Annotated in this window: 15 protein-coding genes; 6 read left to right on the top strand and 9 right to left on the bottom strand. The window is 46.4% G+C overall.

Annotation, left to right across the window (positions count from 1 at the left end; all coding sequences use genetic code 11):
• Nucleotides 1–189: 189 nt before the first annotated feature.
• Nucleotides 190–1,215, top strand: a complete 1,026-nt coding sequence (locus ABWH99_RS15305; protein ID WP_375582721.1) for a hypothetical protein — start codon at nt 190–192, stop codon at nt 1,213–1,215.
• 933 nt (nt 1,216–2,148) lie between these two features.
• Here ABWH99_RS15305 and ABWH99_RS15300 read toward each other — a convergent pair.
• The 5 genes from ABWH99_RS15300 to ABWH99_RS15280 form a co-directional block, all read right to left on the bottom strand.
• Nucleotides 2,149–3,186 carry a hypothetical protein gene (locus tag ABWH99_RS15300; protein ID WP_375582720.1) on the bottom strand — a complete coding sequence of 346 codons (1,038 nt, stop codon included), beginning with the start codon at nt 3,184–3,186 and terminating at the stop codon, nt 2,149–2,151.
• A complete protein-coding gene (locus ABWH99_RS15295) occupies nt 3,183–4,460 on the bottom strand; it encodes a hypothetical protein (protein ID WP_375582719.1) in 1,278 nt (425 codons plus the stop codon). The genes ABWH99_RS15300 and ABWH99_RS15295 overlap by 4 nt, the downstream gene beginning before the upstream one ends.
• Before the next feature lie 686 nt (nt 4,461–5,146).
• On the bottom strand, nt 5,147–5,254 hold the full coding sequence (locus ABWH99_RS15290; protein WP_375586584.1) for a tail fiber protein: 108 nt from the start codon (nt 5,252–5,254) through the stop codon (nt 5,147–5,149).
• Nucleotides 5,255–5,605: 351 nt separating this feature from the next.
• Nucleotides 5,606–6,052, bottom strand: a complete 447-nt coding sequence (locus tag ABWH99_RS15285) for a hypothetical protein (protein WP_375582718.1) — start codon at nt 6,050–6,052, stop codon at nt 5,606–5,608.
• A 970-nt stretch (nt 6,053–7,022) separates the two neighbouring features.
• Nucleotides 7,023–7,334 (bottom strand): hypothetical protein, encoded by a 312-nt coding sequence (locus ABWH99_RS15280; RefSeq protein ID WP_375582717.1) that lies wholly within the window; start codon nt 7,332–7,334, stop codon nt 7,023–7,025.
• A gap of 195 nt (nt 7,335–7,529) precedes the next feature.
• Between ABWH99_RS15280 and ABWH99_RS15275 the strand changes: the two genes are divergently transcribed.
• The 4 genes from ABWH99_RS15275 to ABWH99_RS15260 all read left to right on the top strand — a co-directional run bounded on the left by ABWH99_RS15275 (nt 7,530) and on the right by ABWH99_RS15260 (nt 10,232).
• Entirely contained in the window at nt 7,530–8,129 is a 600-nt protein-coding gene (locus ABWH99_RS15275) for a hypothetical protein (protein WP_375582716.1), read from the top strand.
• 85 nt (nt 8,130–8,214) lie between these two features.
• On the top strand, nt 8,215–8,958 hold the full coding sequence (locus ABWH99_RS15270; protein ID WP_375582715.1) for a carboxypeptidase-like regulatory domain-containing protein: 744 nt from the start codon (nt 8,215–8,217) through the stop codon (nt 8,956–8,958).
• Nucleotides 8,959–9,232: 274 nt separating this feature from the next.
• A complete protein-coding gene (locus ABWH99_RS15265; RefSeq protein ID WP_375582714.1) occupies nt 9,233–9,595 on the top strand; it encodes a DUF1569 domain-containing protein in 363 nt (120 codons plus the stop codon).
• A gap of 82 nt (nt 9,596–9,677) precedes the next feature.
• Nucleotides 9,678–10,232, top strand: coding sequence for a hypothetical protein (locus ABWH99_RS15260; protein WP_375582713.1), 555 nt, complete (start codon nt 9,678–9,680; stop codon nt 10,230–10,232).
• Between the two features lie 98 nt (nt 10,233–10,330).
• Here the strand turns inward: ABWH99_RS15260 and ABWH99_RS15255 are convergent, their stop codons facing one another.
• From ABWH99_RS15255 to ABWH99_RS15240, 4 genes are all read right to left on the bottom strand, one after another.
• Nucleotides 10,331–10,924 (bottom strand): hypothetical protein, encoded by a 594-nt coding sequence (locus ABWH99_RS15255; RefSeq protein ID WP_375582712.1) that lies wholly within the window; start codon nt 10,922–10,924, stop codon nt 10,331–10,333.
• A gap of 2 nt (nt 10,925–10,926) precedes the next feature.
• Nucleotides 10,927–11,574 carry a DUF4136 domain-containing protein gene (locus ABWH99_RS15250; protein WP_375582711.1) on the bottom strand — a complete coding sequence of 216 codons (648 nt, stop codon included), beginning with the start codon at nt 11,572–11,574 and terminating at the stop codon, nt 10,927–10,929.
• A 555-nt stretch (nt 11,575–12,129) separates the two neighbouring features.
• A complete protein-coding gene (locus ABWH99_RS15245) occupies nt 12,130–14,430 on the bottom strand; it encodes a hypothetical protein (RefSeq protein ID WP_375582710.1) in 2,301 nt (766 codons plus the stop codon).
• A 137-nt stretch (nt 14,431–14,567) separates the two neighbouring features.
• Nucleotides 14,568–15,491 (bottom strand): helix-turn-helix domain-containing protein, encoded by a 924-nt coding sequence (locus ABWH99_RS15240; protein WP_375582709.1) that lies wholly within the window; start codon nt 15,489–15,491, stop codon nt 14,568–14,570.
• A gap of 551 nt (nt 15,492–16,042) precedes the next feature.
• Between ABWH99_RS15240 and ABWH99_RS15235 the strand changes: the two genes are divergently transcribed.
• Nucleotides 16,043–17,569, top strand: a complete 1,527-nt coding sequence (locus ABWH99_RS15235) for an aldehyde dehydrogenase family protein (RefSeq protein WP_375582708.1) — start codon at nt 16,043–16,045, stop codon at nt 17,567–17,569.
• The last annotated feature ends 12 nt before the right edge of the window (nt 17,570–17,581 follow it).

Genomic DNA, 17,581 nt, shown 5'->3' with positions numbered 1-17,581 from the left:
GAAGCAGGCTTGCCGGATACCTCCGTTTTTGCTATTCTCCAGCCGGGTAAAATTCAAAACAAAAGCTACCTTTACTACCGGAAATAAATTTCCAGTGCGTGTTCGGATCACGTTAAAAGCGCGAAGAGGTACGATTGAAAACGTATCGAATTATGTCCAATGCATCTACCAATGAACGTAGGAAGGAGTATGAAAATAATCGGTTTTTATCCGTGTTTGTTTGTCTTGGTTGGAATTTTCACCCATTTACCTGCCCGGGAGTCAGCCCCTGTTTCCGAAGGGCTGGTAGCCGGGGAGAGCGGTGCGGTAGGTGAAACTGCGGCAGAAAGTTTTGATACCTATTCCAAAACCGATCCTCACGCATGGACTACCAGAGAAGCGCGATTTCCGGGGAGCAACGGTTTCGGGGCAACCGGAGACACCGTGCCGGTAGTGATTTCCCCGCCGGAGGGTCGGCTGGCGATTGTTGCCGATGGGAACTCACCCGATCCGGATGACCTCGGAGGTACGGCAGTTTCTTTGGCCTTGCTGCGGGCCGCGGGACTGACAGAGCGGCTGGTGCATTATTCGCATAGCTGCGATCTGGTGCGGGGCGATAGAATAGCAGAAAGGGCGGAACATGAACGGCATTACCTGATGCAGGCCGCTTGTGACGGGACGGCCCGTCGATGGGGAGGATTTGATTCCCTGACCTTTTTTGATGCGCTGTGGGAGCAACAGGAGACGGTTGAGGACCTGGCGAGGGCCATCAACGAATCATCTGCCAATAATCCGCTTTGGATCATCGAAGCGGGGGAGCCGGATATCATCGGTTTGGCGTTGGAGGCCTCCGATTTCCGCAAACACCCCTTTGTAAACGTCCTTACCCACCATCCTGCAAACGATAACGCAGGTGATTTTTACTCCTGGCGGCAGATTTTAGATTTTGGCGTAAAAGAGGTCCGGATTCCGGATCAAAACCTTCACCTTAAGGTTGATCTTGACCAGTGGGATTGGGCCAAAAATCACCAGGACCCCAGAATCCAATGGGTGTGGTTGATGGGGAAGATAGCCGAAGTGGACGATGTGGTCAACTTTCAAAAAGGCAAATGGGATTGTTCCGACGCAGGGATGGTCCTGTATTGGATAACCGGTGCTACCGATGGAGGCCTGGAGCTGGGAACCGTTGCCGAGGTAAAAGGCCTGCTATTGGACCATGTGCGCGCCAATCCCTGAAATAAAAAGCCCACATCGCCGCATCGGCTGGTATCGTTGACGGGTCTGTGGTAAAACTGACCCGAATGCGCCCAAACAACGCTTCGCTGCTGAAGCGAACCAAATCCGCTGGCGGGTGGTCGTGCCGGTTTCTTATCCGATCGGTAATGTACAGAAAGCCCCAGGATCGAAAAAGATCGGTTTGTACCTCCGTTACCTCGTAGGGTATTACCACATACGGATTGGGTTCATCTTCCCCACACGAAAAGAGCATGAGGACTACGCGAGCAAGTAACAGATTTCTCATGATCAACGTTGTTTATTCTTAGGATGGGTAATGAACTTAAAATGTCCTGGTGGGCGGAAAGTTTTCGGCTGAAGAAGCAGTCTGTCCGATAGTTGATCGCAGCAAAAATGTTTATAAAAATTCCATGGATTCGGCCTCGATGATACAAATACATCCTTTGTTAGGCGCTACCTCTACATAATAGAAAATAAATTGCAATATGCTGCTTAAAAGAGGTTTTTAAATAACCACGGTGACGAGATTTGTCCAAATTGTAAATCGGAGTAACGAATAAAATTGCCTATCTCGTTTATTTTCTGCAAGCGGGTAAAAGACGCCTTCGGTAACCCATACGCCAAAAGCAGTTCATAAATAAACATGTCCTTTGAAACCGATCTTATGAGCTGTTGCAGGTTGGACTCTATCTGAGTGATGTTCATTTAGGCTGTATTCTTAAGGGTGAATCGTACTGATAGTGCCGATTAAGGATGTAAATTAGTAAAAGTAAAGGGGAAAACGCATGTTTCTGTATCGGGGGTAAAGCAAGTTTTCTGGAGATATCAACCTGATTTGGTGTTTAAATACTACTTGTCATAAAATATTGCCACTTACATATCTTGAACCAACGTTTATTAAATATAACCGTTAAAATGCGCCTATTTTTAAATCTATCTTCTAAAACTATACATAACGGAGATGCCAAACTTTCTTAATGGGTCGTAGTTTGCGGAGAACAATATATGCCTATTGTAAATAAAATATACCCTACCTACAAAGGAAAGGTTGGTTTGGTTAGGCCTTATTGCACCTACCTCTACTCCGACGATTTCGGCAATATATCCCCCAGCGGTAGCGGAAACACCTAATTCCTCGGAATAATTGTAAAAATAGGTCGTAGCAAAGGTAAAGGATGTTCGAAACAGTATTTTTGATCTCGATTTCCCGGTAACCAGGCTAGACGGCATTGTCTTAAACTGAAAAAAATCAATTGACTGTAACTCTTGCGCACCCGTAAAACCCAATCCAAAGAATGTTGTATGGTTTCTATCTAGGTATTCTTGTATAGAATTTACTTTTTCAGTTATGTTGGTTGTTGAGGTGTGAACTTGATGAGTCAACACTTCAATGTTCCTTATGTAGTTCAGGTTCTGAATTAAATTAGTATTTGCTAACCGCAGCGAAAAATCCATTCGCCGAGTGGATTTCTTAACAGAATCGACTTTATCGGTTAGCCTAGTGGAGATATTGTTATGAAAGATATTGTCTTTGATTAGATCGATCCTTCGTAAAAAACTATTTATTTCAGTTATTAGTTGAGCATACTTTTTATTCCTCTCTTCTGATATTTTTTTATCTTTTTCTCCTTTAAACGCGAAAAGTCCGTCACTTAGTGGTTCCAGATTCGGCACGATTCTTTCCCATCTTGATGATCTGGATCTTTCAGTTTCAGTAGATTGAATTAATATTTTTAATTGCTGAATTTTTGCAATGCACGTATCAATATTTGAATCTCCAAATATGATGCTATCAAGTTGATTCCTATCCCTAAATGTAAATTCGTATATTTTGAATACAGAAACAAGTTCTACCAATTCACTTATACTATTTTCAATATCGCTATCTCTCGAAATTTCGAAGTATTGTTGACCTTCCAGTTTGAGCGTGAAGCACGTAAAAACTACTATGACAGAATATAATTTACTCATTTTTGTTCTTTTCTTTTGGTGATCATACTGTCTTTTTCCATTATTATTACCTCGTTTTCATCGTTTTTTCTATCTGTAGGGAGTTTATTAAATATTTCTGAAATATTTTTTTTGTTTTCATTTTCAGATATCCCTCTCCATCTTACTAAATTTTCGCTTTCAAATGGATTATAAAACCGGTGTTGAAAATACTGCTGTTCCGACCAAATGGCTTCCAAGTATTTAATCGACGCATCATCGATCGGAATATTTACACTTATGTCAAATACTTCTGATTTTTCGCGGGTAAAATTTAGATAAGGGCTTTTATAAACATCCTTTTCGAAGTTTGTCGAATAATATGCGGGAATGATCAATACCGTAAATGTTATTATGAACAATCTCATTAATGAAAGAAACTCATTGGCAGGTATTTTAACATCTTTATCCTCTGAATTTGAATCTATATCCAGAATGTTGTTGGATACACAATAAAGTAACGTTTGATAGTAGGTAATTACACTGAAAAGTAACGCAGCGAAAAGAATCAATACCCCGTTAAAGACGACATATCTTAGGTAATCGGTCCATTCCTCATTAATTTTTTTTCGATACTCTCTTGCGAAGCTACTATATCGAAACACCTGGAATATTCTTGCTCCTCCTAAATCAACTTCTATTGAGTTGCCGATCTTAGCTGGTTCAATATGGATACTTGTTGGCTCTTTTTTTAAATGTTCACGGATAAAGTCCACGCGAGAGTAAAGACAGGTTGTTTTAGCAATTGGAGTTTTGTCTTTTTCAACGGTCTCCGAATTCTCTTTGTTAAGGAAGTAGTAAAATGAAAGAAACAATACTATGATACCTATCACGGAATAGAATTCAGTTTTTATTTTATATACATTTTCCTTGTTGTTCCTTTGGTCTTCGCTCGGTATTGTTGAATCCTTTATGTTTGTAGTATGGGTTTCTATAAGTAGAATGCTTGCTAATACAAAGATAAATAGGAGTACAAATAAAAATATACCGTAACTTACGTGAAGCGAGAATATTGAAAGAAGGAATAGCAAAAGAAGAAAGACACCTACATCAATCATTGTTTTTTTAAGGAATTTCTCTTTAATATTAGGTTTAAAAAATTGAAACAGTAAACCTATCAAAAGGAGAGCGGGGGGTATTGCGAAATAAAGGATCTTGAAAAACCAGAATGCACTCTTCGTGTCGATTTTAAATACTTCTTGAATATTTTCAATAATGAAACCTTCCAACAATAAAAAAGGTATGAGTGAAATCAAGAATGTTACAGTGGTTTGTATTAATTTGTTTTGAAATAGCATCGTTTAAATCCTTTTAGAGTTTAGTGGAGATTTGCAACCAAAACTGCTTCCTTGGTGAAAAAGACTGCTCGTTTCTCCTGCTTTCCAACGACAAATCCAGCGTTAGACCGAATTTCTAAAATGAGTCTTTACCGATTTCTACCCGGTCTTTTACCGTTCATTTTTTTAAATATTTCTACCAAACCATTCGAAGTATTCGAAAATAAATAGTTGGTATTCAATGCTTTAATTTGGTAATCGAACACAGCGTTTTTATTATTTTTAACTATCTTGTCACCTTATTTAGTTTTGAATTAAACGTTTAATAATTTAATATTTGGTAGGGGTAGATAGGCTGTGCCAGCATCCTTGCAGCTAGATTCTCAAATATCCCTTCCTTTATCCTAGGTTAGTTAAACCGGTAGGTATATAGTTTGATAAACAGCTGCAAGGCAATAACCAAATGATTAAGGAATCTAACCCATGCCTTGAACATTTTAATCATGCGGGGTTTTAGATGATTTCTGCCCTAAAGTCACCCGGCCATTTTTCTCCGGGTCAGCATACTGATCATTTCTAGATCCTGTAACGCCTCTTAAAAACACACGCCTTAGGTCCGGAATCTTGAATAAGTCTTGGTTGACGCCTCTGTCAGGAGTCCAGTTCTATGCTACTACCCTGTAAAGTTCTGGGTATTGATTTTTTGCCATGGTTAACCCATTGCAGACCTTCCAGGTCGGAGGCAAAAATGCCGGGTCGCCCGACCAAGCCATTATCGATCCGATTGATATATCTTCATTTTGCAGAATGCTTTTCGAATTTTCGCTATTTTTAAATCTAAGAAAGCTGAATATTCTGACTGTTAAGACGGTAGAGCAGCAGTTTGTTATAATTTTCTCTTTCATATTGGCAAGGATTGTTTGAATAATGGGAAATATTAATTTTGTAAGGTTCTCTTATTCATGGTGAAGTGTTTACCAAATTTTCGAATGCTTTTTTCGATCTGGTTTTCCGCAAAATACTTTTAATTCTTCATCGAATAAATCAGAAAATGATCAAAAACTTAATTTCTTTTAAGTTCGATTTAAGCCAGTTTTTTTGCTTAATTGACCGTTTTTAGGCTATTAAATCCTCCCCTCCGCCAAATACTTTATATTCAACACCCCAGCTTTGCCACGATACCATTTTTCTGCCTTTTGTTTGGCATCTGCTATCGATATAGTAGAGGTATGAAGCTCGGCCTTTCGGAATTGTTGTCCCGATTGGCAGTTGTTGCTAAAGGTTTGGGTTATCAGGATGACTGCGTAGTATTGACCTTTTCGTACATCGTCGACGCCGAAAAAATGCGAGGGATCGGTTCGGTTTCGAGACTCAAAGTTTTCGTAATAGGCTTTCGCTGTTGCAAAATCAGGAAACGTACGAAACTCATATGCATAATGATTCCGAAAACTGCCGGTTTCACAGGGCTTGTTTTCGGAGACATACATCAAATAGCCTACTTCCTGTCCACGGACCATCGTGAAACATGCCGATAGCGAAAAAAGAAAGACGAAGAGTATCGTTCGTTTCATTGGTTTGGGAGGTTAGTGTCTGAAAATTCCGGTAATTGGCTATTCAACTACCTTTATTTGTATATGAAGGTAAAAATAGTATTTGTAAAACACAAATATAATATCCTGGTAGTCAGGTATTTAACGTCGATTTTTGGTTTGTATTTTTAATTATTTTTATAGCTATAGTTTCAAATTCTTACTTGTGTCGTTTTTTGAAGGTTCAAATAGTTTAAAAAATAAATGCTGCTTTCGGAAAAAAATTGTTTTTTCTTTAAATTTTTATAACATAATTTTCTTTAAATAATTATATTATTTTTTTGAAAGTTGGGTTTCCGGACTGAAAATATAAAGGCTAGAGGTTCAGTGAGTTGGAAGTATTTACGATTGCTAATGCATCGCAGACCAATGGCTGGGTAGCATCCGCAGGTAGTAGGTTAGCTCGCTTCGGCTTTCCTAAAGCATGCGAGGCTTCGGCTGCTTTTCGGCCCTGGCAAAAAGGTAATCCCTACCTCAGAATTTCCTAATTAACGAACCGATAGTCCCCTGTGCATCGGATTTTTGGACGCTTTTTTGTTTATTATCCAGGAAGCTTGTACAGGAATAGTAATATTCGATACCGGCGTTTTTCAGGTGTCCTTGCGTGAGGCGGTACGTCTGTTCGGTGAAGCAGAACGCCTAGGACTGCCAGACGGGATTTCGGAGTAGGGCCACCCCTCGGTGCTATATTTCAGTCCATTTGTGTTCCGGGCGCTTGGACCGCGCCGGGCCTGCATCGAGGAAGTAATCCATTGCTTCCTTTCCCATTGGGCATATCCGGTATGGTAGGCGACCGAAACTAAATAGCCTGCGCCTGCTTTCCCCGACCTGTATCCATTCGCTACCATAAACGTATAGGAAAAAGGATTAGCCTAACCGTAGAGTCGGTGGCCGCGGAAAAAAATCGGATACTTCAGAAAGGGATACCGGGCAGATGCGTGCATCGGTTTTGCTATTTATACACCGGTTGTCCCCGGAAGCGTGTTTGGCAAAAGCCCGGAACCCGACCACCGCGGTGTGTGTCCCGCTGCCAGGCCACTAGTTGCTCAACTGCCCTTCCTTGCCAGCCCTTGGTTCGAGAGAGCGGCTCGTTTTCCGATAGACGGTGTATACGGGTGCGCTCATCCTGTTGCAGGGGCTGTGCATGCTGGTACCGCTGATAAACGCCCTGTATCCATCCGAAGCCATTGGGTTGAATTCCCGGGTTACGGGAGCCGGGCGCAGAAATGGGCCTGTTTCTCCTGGTCTCCCTGGAAAAATCCATCCAAAGAAAAGTTACGATAGGGGAGGAGGGCTGAATCCAGGGAGCGGCCGTTTACGTATTGTGTTTATTCCGCTTGGGTGAAGGGGTGCAAACGTTAAGCAATCCGTTGAAAATGACCCGCTCCCCCTTTCAAAAAAGAGAAAAAACGCGTACATTCATCCGATTTTATTTGGCCGCTTTAATCAATCGTCATCAATGAACCATCCGGTACTGTTTTATGTGCTAGTATTCCTCATGGTTTGGGCTTGTCGTAGTGCGGAGGAAGGAGAAGAAAACGAAACTAACGGTGGACATACGCTACACGAAAAACCGTTGCGGGAGCCGTATGCAGGGATGAACTGGGAGAAAATTTCCGGGGCAGGCATGGAGTTTTGGGCGCAACAAAGTCCCGATCTAGGGGTGGGAATCAGCGAAACCTTGCCCGGCGCATTTGTGGAGCGCATGGAAAACGGGAAGCCGGTTGCCTTACAGCGCGTCCTTCAGGTTTTTTCTCTTCCAAACAAAAAAATCGAGGACCTGCTGGATATTTTGGCCGCGGATGAGGGTTGGTCAAAATCAGAGGGTTGTTCCTTTGAGGCGATTGATTCCAACCGGGAGGGGGTGGATCGGGTACGTGCTAAGACCTTCCGGAGAAGCAAGACGCGCATACGAGAAGCGGGCCGCTGTGGAGCCCATTACCCATACTTGTGCCGGCTGGGGAATGGGCAACAGTGGCATTCGCTATTTCGAGTTACACCGGACGAATCCGGACAAGGCCTTGTTTGTGGAAATTGGGCAGGAAGCTCCTTTGTTTGATGAAAACAGTATCCAATTTAAATAGAGGGTTTTGACATGTTTACAGCAAGCCGCATCACCTTTCTCTTAACCAACTAAATTACAAATGAAATTATCTTTGCCAGTTCCCGTAGCAAGCCTGATCGGCTTGCTGATGCTATCCTGTGGAAGCGATACCGATTCCGACAGCCTACCCCGTACCGCTGCAGATATCGTGGGTTCCGTCAATCTATACGACGAGGGCACCAACGCTCTGGACAATTCCGGCATGCAGGTCCGTGTGGAAGGATCCTCTCCGCTAATCGCAGCTACAACCGATGCCAATGGACGCTTTGTATTGTCCGATGTGCCGTTTGGTACGTACACCCTTGTGTATGAAAAAGAAGGCTTCGGTACCTATAAAAAGCACGAGGTGTTACACGAGAACACCGGCACGACCACACCCATTACCGAGACGCCTTCTCTTGGGCAACGTTCCACCACCGAGATTACTGATTTGGGGGTTGAACGGTTGGCTGGAGAGCTGATACTACGAATCACCACTGAACCGGCGGGTAATTCGGCAAATCGCAGGTATGTCCGGTATTTGCTCGGTACTGAGTCCAGCCTGGATCTGGAAAATTACCGCGCCTTTTCTCCGGTATTTGTTGCCCAGATCAACCCGTTTGAGCTTACCTTGTCTCAAACAGATCTACAAGATGCCGGATTTACCTCCGGACAGACCGTATTTGTCAGGGCCTATGGCGATTCGTTCTGGAGCAATGCGTACCTTGATCCGGAGCTGGGCTACACGGTATTCCCAAATGTCCACCCAAATGCAGCGGAGCCGGTATCATTTGTGATGCCCTAAGGACGAGAATGGAAGGAGGGGGATAAAGCCGGGTAGGCAGCCTATTTGACCTGAATGGCAAGTGCCTTCTTCCGGCCTCTTTGCGGTTTGCTCGCTCAGAATATAAATGGGAAAGAACCCATGCCTGCTTTTGGCTGGGCTGAAAGCGGAAACACTTGAAACACAAACGACAATTGATATGGCTTTACCTGTTATTTTCGACAAAGCGGTGGCAGACGAGTTGATCGCTCGGATAAACTCCCTATCCCCCCAGACGCAATCGCTGTAGGGAAAAATGAATGTGGCGCAGATGTTGGCACATTGCAACGTTACCTACGAAATGGCTTTTGAAAACAAGCATCCCAAACCCAATTTCTTTATGAGATGGATCCTTAAAGCCTTTGTAAAGAAAATGGTGGTGAGCGAAACGCCCTACAAAAAAAATATTCAAACGGCGCCGGCTTTTATCATCGCGGATGAGCGCGATTTTGACGTGGAAAAAAGACGCCTGGTTCAGTACTTGCAAAAAACGGTGGAGTTGGGAGCAGCTCATTTCGACGGCAGGGAATCCCTGTCTTTCGGAAAGTTATCGAAAGAAGAATGGAACAATATGTTTTTCAAGCACCTGGACCACCACCTGAAGCAATTTGGGGCTTAAAAACCAGCCAAAAGAGCGGCGGAGTCCTCTGAGGAGTTCGAGGATTGTTTCGCCTTTTGGCACAGGACCGGGGCATCAAACTATGGAAAAGAAAGAGTTAAAAAAATACGCAATCGTCGGGTTTACCTGGCTTTTTGTGGTCGCGGGAATGGTAGGGATCGCTATCTGGCAGGGAATGCATACCTTCCTTTTTGCCTGGGTGTTGAATTTTCTATTGATGACTGCAGTATTGTCCTATACCGAAACCTTCCAACCCCCACTGCAATCGAGCTATTTTACGCTCAAACGTTGGGAAGCAGGGGGGGAGATTTACCGACGATTCGGGGTGGACGGGTTTCGGAAGCTGCTGGTTTGGATCGGCTGGGAGAAACTTACCAAAGCGACTAACCCGGTAAAAAAGAACCGGGCAGCCCTACAAAAACTGGAATACCAAACCCGGCAATCGGAGTTTGGTCACCTGCTCATTTTTTTTATCGTCGCGATTTTCGGCCTCCTGGTAGCCTTGCTATACGGCATCAGGGACTCCTTTTGGCTCTTTTTTCTGAATATCCTGTTGAATGGTTACCCGATCGCGGTGCAGCGGTATAACCGGCCCAGGCTACAGCGCCTGCTGTCAATCGCGACTACATCGGCCTAGGCAACCTCGAAAGGACTTCCGGTTTCCTGTCACGGCAGGTCAATAATTTTTTAAGGACACGGAGCACTCAGTAGATGGTTTTCGATTGAATCTACCGTTCATCGGATAAAGACGATACCAAAATTTAAACCAAGGGTTGATTGACCAGGTAGTCCACCGCCTGCGAATGATTGGTAGTATTTAGCACCAATTTTAAACCCAACGTATTCCGAAGGAGCGATAAGGACACCTAATTCCGGTCGTATAGCGAATTGCCAATAGGTTTCCTTGGATTCGAAGACACCCATATCGATTTGTCGATTATGAGCAACCGTTCCCAGGGCCAACGAACCGTAAGGCTTTACAATACCCTCCGTGAATGCGAAGTAGCTACCCGACAGCATGATCGGATAGTTTTGCTGGTACCGGTACTGCACGCCCGATAGCGAGGCAGTTCCTTCGGTGTACACTTTATTTATTTCCCGCTTGTAGAGGGTAACATGACCAATTTCACCTCCCAAAGCAATATTTCGGTTGATGAACTTGTGGAACTCTGCCGCAAAACCTCGTCCGGAAGTTTGATTGATAAAATCAGCCGTATTTCCTGTAGGTTGACTTACCGCGTAATTAACCGAAAACATCGATTGCTGAGCATTGGCCTTTTCAACCAGAAACAGGACCAAAAAAACAGGTAGAAAGAATAGTTTTTTCATGATTAGTTACCGAGATAAGGTGATTGATCAAAAGCCTGGTCGATGGTAGTTCTGATCCGAGATGTAGTAGTGGCTTCATTCCCCTCTAAAAGGCCATTGACAATTCCGGTCCACACAACAGGGATTTTGTCCGATGCAGACTGGTTGTTAGGGTCAGTCATTTGCATAATGACCGTCCCTGTTCTGATTCTGCTTACTTGAGGAGGATAATACCCGGGATAATACCAACCCCATCCGGGTCCCCATCCCGGGTAAAACCAGTTCCAATACCACCAATCGTAGTAGAAAAAAAGTTCATCTGTCTGGAATACCGCCGGAAGAATAATCAAATCTGGATTTTCTTCCTTTTCCACCTGCGTATATCCCAAGTTAATCATGTTGCTGCGAATTGAGAACAAAATTGCTTCGGCATATTCCGGGGAAACAAATTCAGGTTCAAAATCGGGATCATCAGGAAGGTGTTCCTGATCTATTTTAATCACCTCGGTCGGTATGGTGAAGGTGTTTTTACTTTGGAAGTCGTATGAATCATCATAATTGGTGTACACGATATCCAATTCATCGAAATATTCAGGGCCACTTGGGAAACACCCAACCGACATCGTTGCAATCACCGAAACGGTAAATGCTGCATAAATTTTACTCGTCATCTGTTTCGAAAACATGAATTTTCATTGATTGGGGTAAATAACAAATTAGTGTGAATCATGAGGGTTTTTATTAAAAATGTCACAGGAAATGCGTATCGGTATTCAAAATAGGGCTCCAGGCCAGGCGTTTGTGAAATCCGTTCGTCCAAATCCATTACACGCTTCAAACGAAAACTGTTTTTGAGGCCTTGTACCACCAGTAAAATAGGTTTTTAACATGCAGCCCATGGGACGAATACCCGGTTTCCCCAGGATCCACGTTCCTGTAAAGCGTTGCAATTCTAGTGATTTTTAATGAACGGACCAACTATTTATTTGATGAACCGGGGATTTAAAGGGTTTATCAGAATTTGGTGATACGGCTACAGGCAATGAGTAAGACAGGCTAAGCAGGGCACAGAACCAACCGCCAGTCAGCAAACGGCGGAATCAGGCATGGAAAGCCGCCCATTCGGTCCTCCCCCGGATTGGCAGTACAATGATTCTGGTAGCTATCGGCAACCGAATACAGGGCGGTCACGCAGCCTTTCTCTAAAATCCAGGTGCGACGAACTGCTATTTCAAAAAATCCGGCCGTTCCGGACCATCATAGGGCTTCGCCCCCAGGCCTTCCCCTGAACCGTTATCCACCTCCAACAAGCCAGGATCCGTTGTTTCCGGGGCCTGAATCAGCCCGTAATGTCGTCCCATCCAATAATCCCGGATAAAGCCTGTTGGCTCCATGATCAAGGTGCTGTTTCTACCTCCATCCAGGACAATGGCCCGTCGGGCACCCCGCATGACGGTGGTTTCTCTTGGAGAAATGGCCTTCAGGCCGCCCTCATAGGAAGTATAGCCCGCTTCCACAAACAAATCGTCCCGGTGGGAATTGAAAAAATTATGTTCCGTACAATCCAGCGTCCATTCCCGTAAATGCTGTACGGCGGCCTCCAAATCGGCATCGTTGCCCGTCATGGCGGCGTAGGTGAAATTAAACCAGGGGATTTTCTCCATGCGCTTGATTTCAAAGGTTCGCTCCAGGCTCCTCAGGTAAAAGGAGCGCAGCCTGGGATTCTTTTCGTAGCGCAGCAGGGTATTGTAGGCCTCAAAGGCCAGGTTATCGTCCCAAGGGGCGATTTGGGAAGGAGGGAAGGTGTTTTTCTGCTTGACCGTGTTTTCTGCGTAACCCCAATCTACCAACTGTTCGTATCCTTTTTTGAAGCGTTCCTCTCCGGTCAGCGCGTAAGTGGAGTAGGTAAATGCCAGGGCCTCCAGTCCGTTCACGCCCCGGTCGGACCAGCCGTAAGGGCGCAACAGGTACTCCGGATTCCAACGTCCCCACCGGGTGGGCTGCCCGTCCGCATCGATCAGCACCCAGCCGTTCTCCATGATATAGCCGGCAATTCGGCGCATGTGCTCGTTGGCCAATTCTTTTTCCTTCCCTTTGGCGGCAAGGTCGTGAAACAGGGCCACGCTGTAAAAATGTGCAATGATCTCGTCGCTGGAAGCGTCTCCTTTCCAATACCAAAGGCTGTCGGCGGTGGCGTTCCATTTGGCTGGTAGTCCCCCGGAGCCCCGTTGCCCCATGGCGCCCCTGTCTCCTTTGCGTGACCAGATGGAGCGGGCAATCAGTCCATCAATGGGGGTGATCCGCTCCAGCCACAACATGGCTTGAAAGGAATTCACGGCTTCCTGCCGGGCCGCTTCCTCGCCAGTCACCGCGTATTTGTAGCTCATGGCCGATAGGTAGGTGGCCGTATGGGCCCCGTCGTTATCGCTGATTTCGCGCACCCAGTCTCCTTCGTATTGGTAAAGGGTATGGATAAATCCCATGCGTTTGTGCCCGTATTTGTCCAGCCATTGTTCGTAATGATCGCTTTTTTTGCGCAGGGTAAACGGCTCGTAGCGGATGATACCCAAGCCCCCCTGGGTGCCTATCAATACTTCGTTTTCCCCTACGGCGATGTCGTTTACCTGCTCATCCGGCAGCCAGTGGTCGGCACCGAAATAATGCCAATCGTCTTCCTGCATCCGAATGGCCCCCCTGGTTGTGCCAATCCACACATCCCGGTCAAATCCTTTCGCCAGTTCCCGGGTATCTTCTACCGGTAGTCCATCTTCGCCTTTGATTTGTTGCAGGGAAGCACCGCGCAGCACTCCCAATCCCCGGTCTGTACTGACAAATAGCCGACTTCCCAGGGAAAGTAGGTCGTGGGTGTTTTTTGAGGGCAAATTGCCCCAATCGATCAGGTGTTCGTTGACTACCTTTCCGGAAAGTTGTACCAACTTTCCTGGACGAAGAATGTGCAGCGTTCCGCTGTAGCTGGCAATAGCGGTGACCGGACCCAATTTTACCGGATCGGCCAGCAGCTGCGTTCCGTCTTCCATCAGCATGGTGACATCGCTGGAAAGGTATCCACCCTCTGGCTCAATATTGGTCAATTTTCCCATCTCGTGCACGTATACGACATCCCGTGTGGCCGCATGAACCTTACCCAGATGCAGGCAAACATCGACAAAGGCATCGTCGCTGAGTTTCTCCCAGGAATTTTTCGCATAGCGATACAGTCCCGAGCTGGCAATAACCCAGAGGTCGGAAGCAAAAACCTCCACCTTGGATATTCCCGCCGGACTGTTGGGCACTGGCTGAAGAGCTCCCTCTTTCAATTCCTGAAGTTTTCCGTCCAGGACGGCAAAGGAACGTTTCCCGACAATGGCTACCTGGGTCACGGCGGTAGCGGTGGGCACCTGTTCGCTTTTTTCCTGAAGGAAAACCTTGTCGGCTACCGGCTCCCAAAGTGTTTGCCGGGCCGCCACTGGTGAGCTGAGTACAGAAAGAAGAAGTCCGAGAGCGTAGATTATTGGCGATTGCATCATTTTGTGATCGGGTCTAGGAGAGATGTTATATATCCTATACCGCCCGCGTTGAAAAAAGGCCACTACCAAGATTCGATTCCTGACGAACGGCAGGGCCGCAGGCATCCCTCCCTAAGCAGTAAAAACTCCCGTTCGGACTAAGGCTGGGTGGTTTGGAAGGCTTTTGGGGTCTTTCCATAGCGGTTTTTGAAGGCCCGTATAAAGTAAGTAACATTATTGAATCCGGACATGAAGCATACTTCCTGCACCTGTGCCGTGCCTCGCTTCAGGTAATTGGCAGCCAGGGTCAGCCGCTGGTCCAGAATGTATTCCGAGGGACTGATGCCCAGCTCCTTTTTGAAAGACCGGGAAAAATGGGCTTTACTCATGCAGGCTTTTTCGCTGAGTTGGTCCACGCTGATCTCTTCCCGGATGTTCGTTTTGATAAAGTGGACCACGTGCGCGAGGCGGTTGGAATCCGAATGGCTGCGGTAAGTTTTTTCAAGCAATTCCCGAGCCTGGGTTTGAGACAGGCGAATCAACAGTTCTTTAAGGGCAAGGGAAGCGATCAGGTCTTTTTCCCGGGATCGTTCTTTCACGCCTATGTTGATAAATCGATTGATGACGGCGGACAAATCACGGGTGTTGATCAAATGGAAACAATCGCTGGCCAGACCCCATTCTTGTTGCCAGATTTTGTCAGGAAATTTTTCGTTGAGCAGGTGAAAGGTATTTTCGATCATCTCCCGGGAAATGGACAAGGCGATGCACTGCGTAGGATTGTCCCAGCGGGCCTCCGGAAAGTCAATTTTCATGCATTCCTCGGGAGGCACGATGACAGACTCACCGGGCAGGTAGTCAAAACCCGGCTTATCAAACAGGTGCATGACCTTTTTCCCCTTTAGCATGGTGGTTAGCACCAGATCGCCAAAACTCAGGTTGACGCTTGCAGCTTTTTGGTGGGTTTCAAAGATATTCAGCTCGCAATTGTCGAGCGTGTAGGTGGTGCGGTTTTCTACCAGGGACTTCAAATCCCGTTCCTCTCTCCAGGGTACGGGGGCTATTACGGGTTTATTAGGCATTCGCTTACATACTAGGAAGAACAATGTACGTACTTTGGTTTTTTTTTCATAACAATTCTTCCATAAAAACGGCGTACCGGATTAATTTCCCCTGTATTTCGTACGGAAGGGGCCCGATTGATTCGATGTTGGCTTCCTTCCTTGCGTCTCATACAGTTCGTTGATTCTCAGTGGACTGCCAGTATTGCCTCTCCCGTCAATTCCTCGTTTCTTAAATCGAAAGGGAGGAATGTGTGTTTGCCACTGGAAGGTGTACGCTCGTAGCTCCGCCTGAATGCGGCAAACCCAGGCTTGGTCCCCACCATTCCGGACAGAGATTTCCGAAGCAGGGCTGCAACCAGAATGGAGATGGGGCGGCGTCCCGGACGGGCCCAGACCGCTGATCACCGCCCGGTCCATTTCGCCTTGCACCGGGTCTCCGGCCTTTTCCCTCGGTTATCCTGCAGCAAGAAAACCCTATAAACTCAGATTAGGTGGATCGTTTGCTGCGTCAGGTGGATTTTTTGAAAAAATAGTTACTGAAATTTGAGGAGTAATCAATTAACAAACGTATGTCAACAATAACAGTATCCCAATCAACGCCTGTAGACAGGCCTTCGATCAAAGAAAAATACGACCACTTCATCGGTGGTGCATGGGTAGCTCCCTCTTCCGGCGAATATTTTGAAAATACCTCCCCCGTGGATGGTAAGGTATTGTCCACGGCAGCCCGGGGAAACCGGGCCGATGTGGAAAAAGCATTGGATGCCGCCCATCAGGCTTTTCCTTCCTGGTCCAAAACGTCGGCGGCCGAAAGGAGCAGGGTGTTAAACAAAGTGGCGGACATTATTGAGGCTAACCTGGAGATGCTCGCCCGGGTGGAAACCCTGGACAATGGAAAAGCGCTGCGTGAGACTCGTGCGGCCGATTTACCCCTGGTAATCGATCATTTTCGGTATTTTGCCGGCGTGATCCGTGCGGACGAAAGCACCATTTCAGAGCATGACGAACACACCGTCAGCATCGCCTTGCATGAGCCCCTGGGGGTGGTTGGGCAAATCATCCCCTGGAACTTCCCTTTGTTGATGGCTACCTGGAAAATCGCTCCGGCCCTTGCCGCGGGATGCTGCACCGTGGTAAAGCCTGCCGAGCAGACCCCTACCAGCATCATGGTTTTGATGGAGCTGATTGGTGAAGTACTTCCTCCGGGCGTGTTGAACGTGGTGACCGGTTTCGGTCCAGAGGCTGGAAAACCGCTGGCTACTTCTACCCGAGTAGCCAAAGTGGCTTTTACGGGAGAAACGACCACCGGACGCCTGATCATGCAATATGCCTCCGAAAATCTCATTCCTGTAACCATGGAGTTGGGAGGAAAATCACCCAATATCTTTATGAAATCCGTAGCAGATGCGGACGACGAATACTTCGACAAAGCCGTGGAAGGAGCCGTGATGTTTGCACTGAATCAGGGGGAAGTCTGCACCTGCCCTTCCCGAATTCTGGTTCACGAAGACATTTACGATGTGTTTATGGAGCGGGTAGTGGAGCGGACCAAAGCCATCAAAATGGGCCATCCCCTGGCAGAGGACACCATGATGGGAGCCCAGGCCTCCAACGATCAGTTTGAGAAAATCCTCTCTTACCTGGACATTGGCAAGCAGGAGGGGGCAGAGGTACTCTGCGGCGGAGACAAGGCCAGCCTAAATTCCGGTTTGGAAAACGGGTTTTACATTCAGCCGACCATTTTTAAGGGGCACAACAAAATGCGGATCTTCCAGGAGGAAATATTTGGTCCGGTGACCTCCGTGACTACCTTTAAAACCACCGAAGAGGCCATTGAAATTGCCAACGACACCATGTATGGATTGGGAGCCGGACTTTGGTCACGCGATGCCCACGAGCTGTACCAGGTGCCCCGGGCAATCAAAGCGGGCCGCGTTTGGGTGAATTGTTACCACGCCTACCCGGCGCACGCGCCATTCGGTGGGTACAAAAAATCGGGCTTCGGGAGGGAAAACCACCTCATGATGCTGGACCACTACCGACAGACCAAGAACATGCTGATTTCCTACGATAAAAATAAGTTGGGTTTCTTTTAACGTACGCAAGGG

The sequence above is a fragment of the Cyclobacterium xiamenense genome (assembly GCF_042140265.1).
Taxonomy (GTDB): Bacteria; Bacteroidota; Bacteroidia; order Cytophagales; family Cyclobacteriaceae; genus Cyclobacterium; species Cyclobacterium xiamenense_A.
Note: the sequence above shows the minus strand (reverse complement) of the source record. Positions and strands in the feature narration are given on the sequence as shown.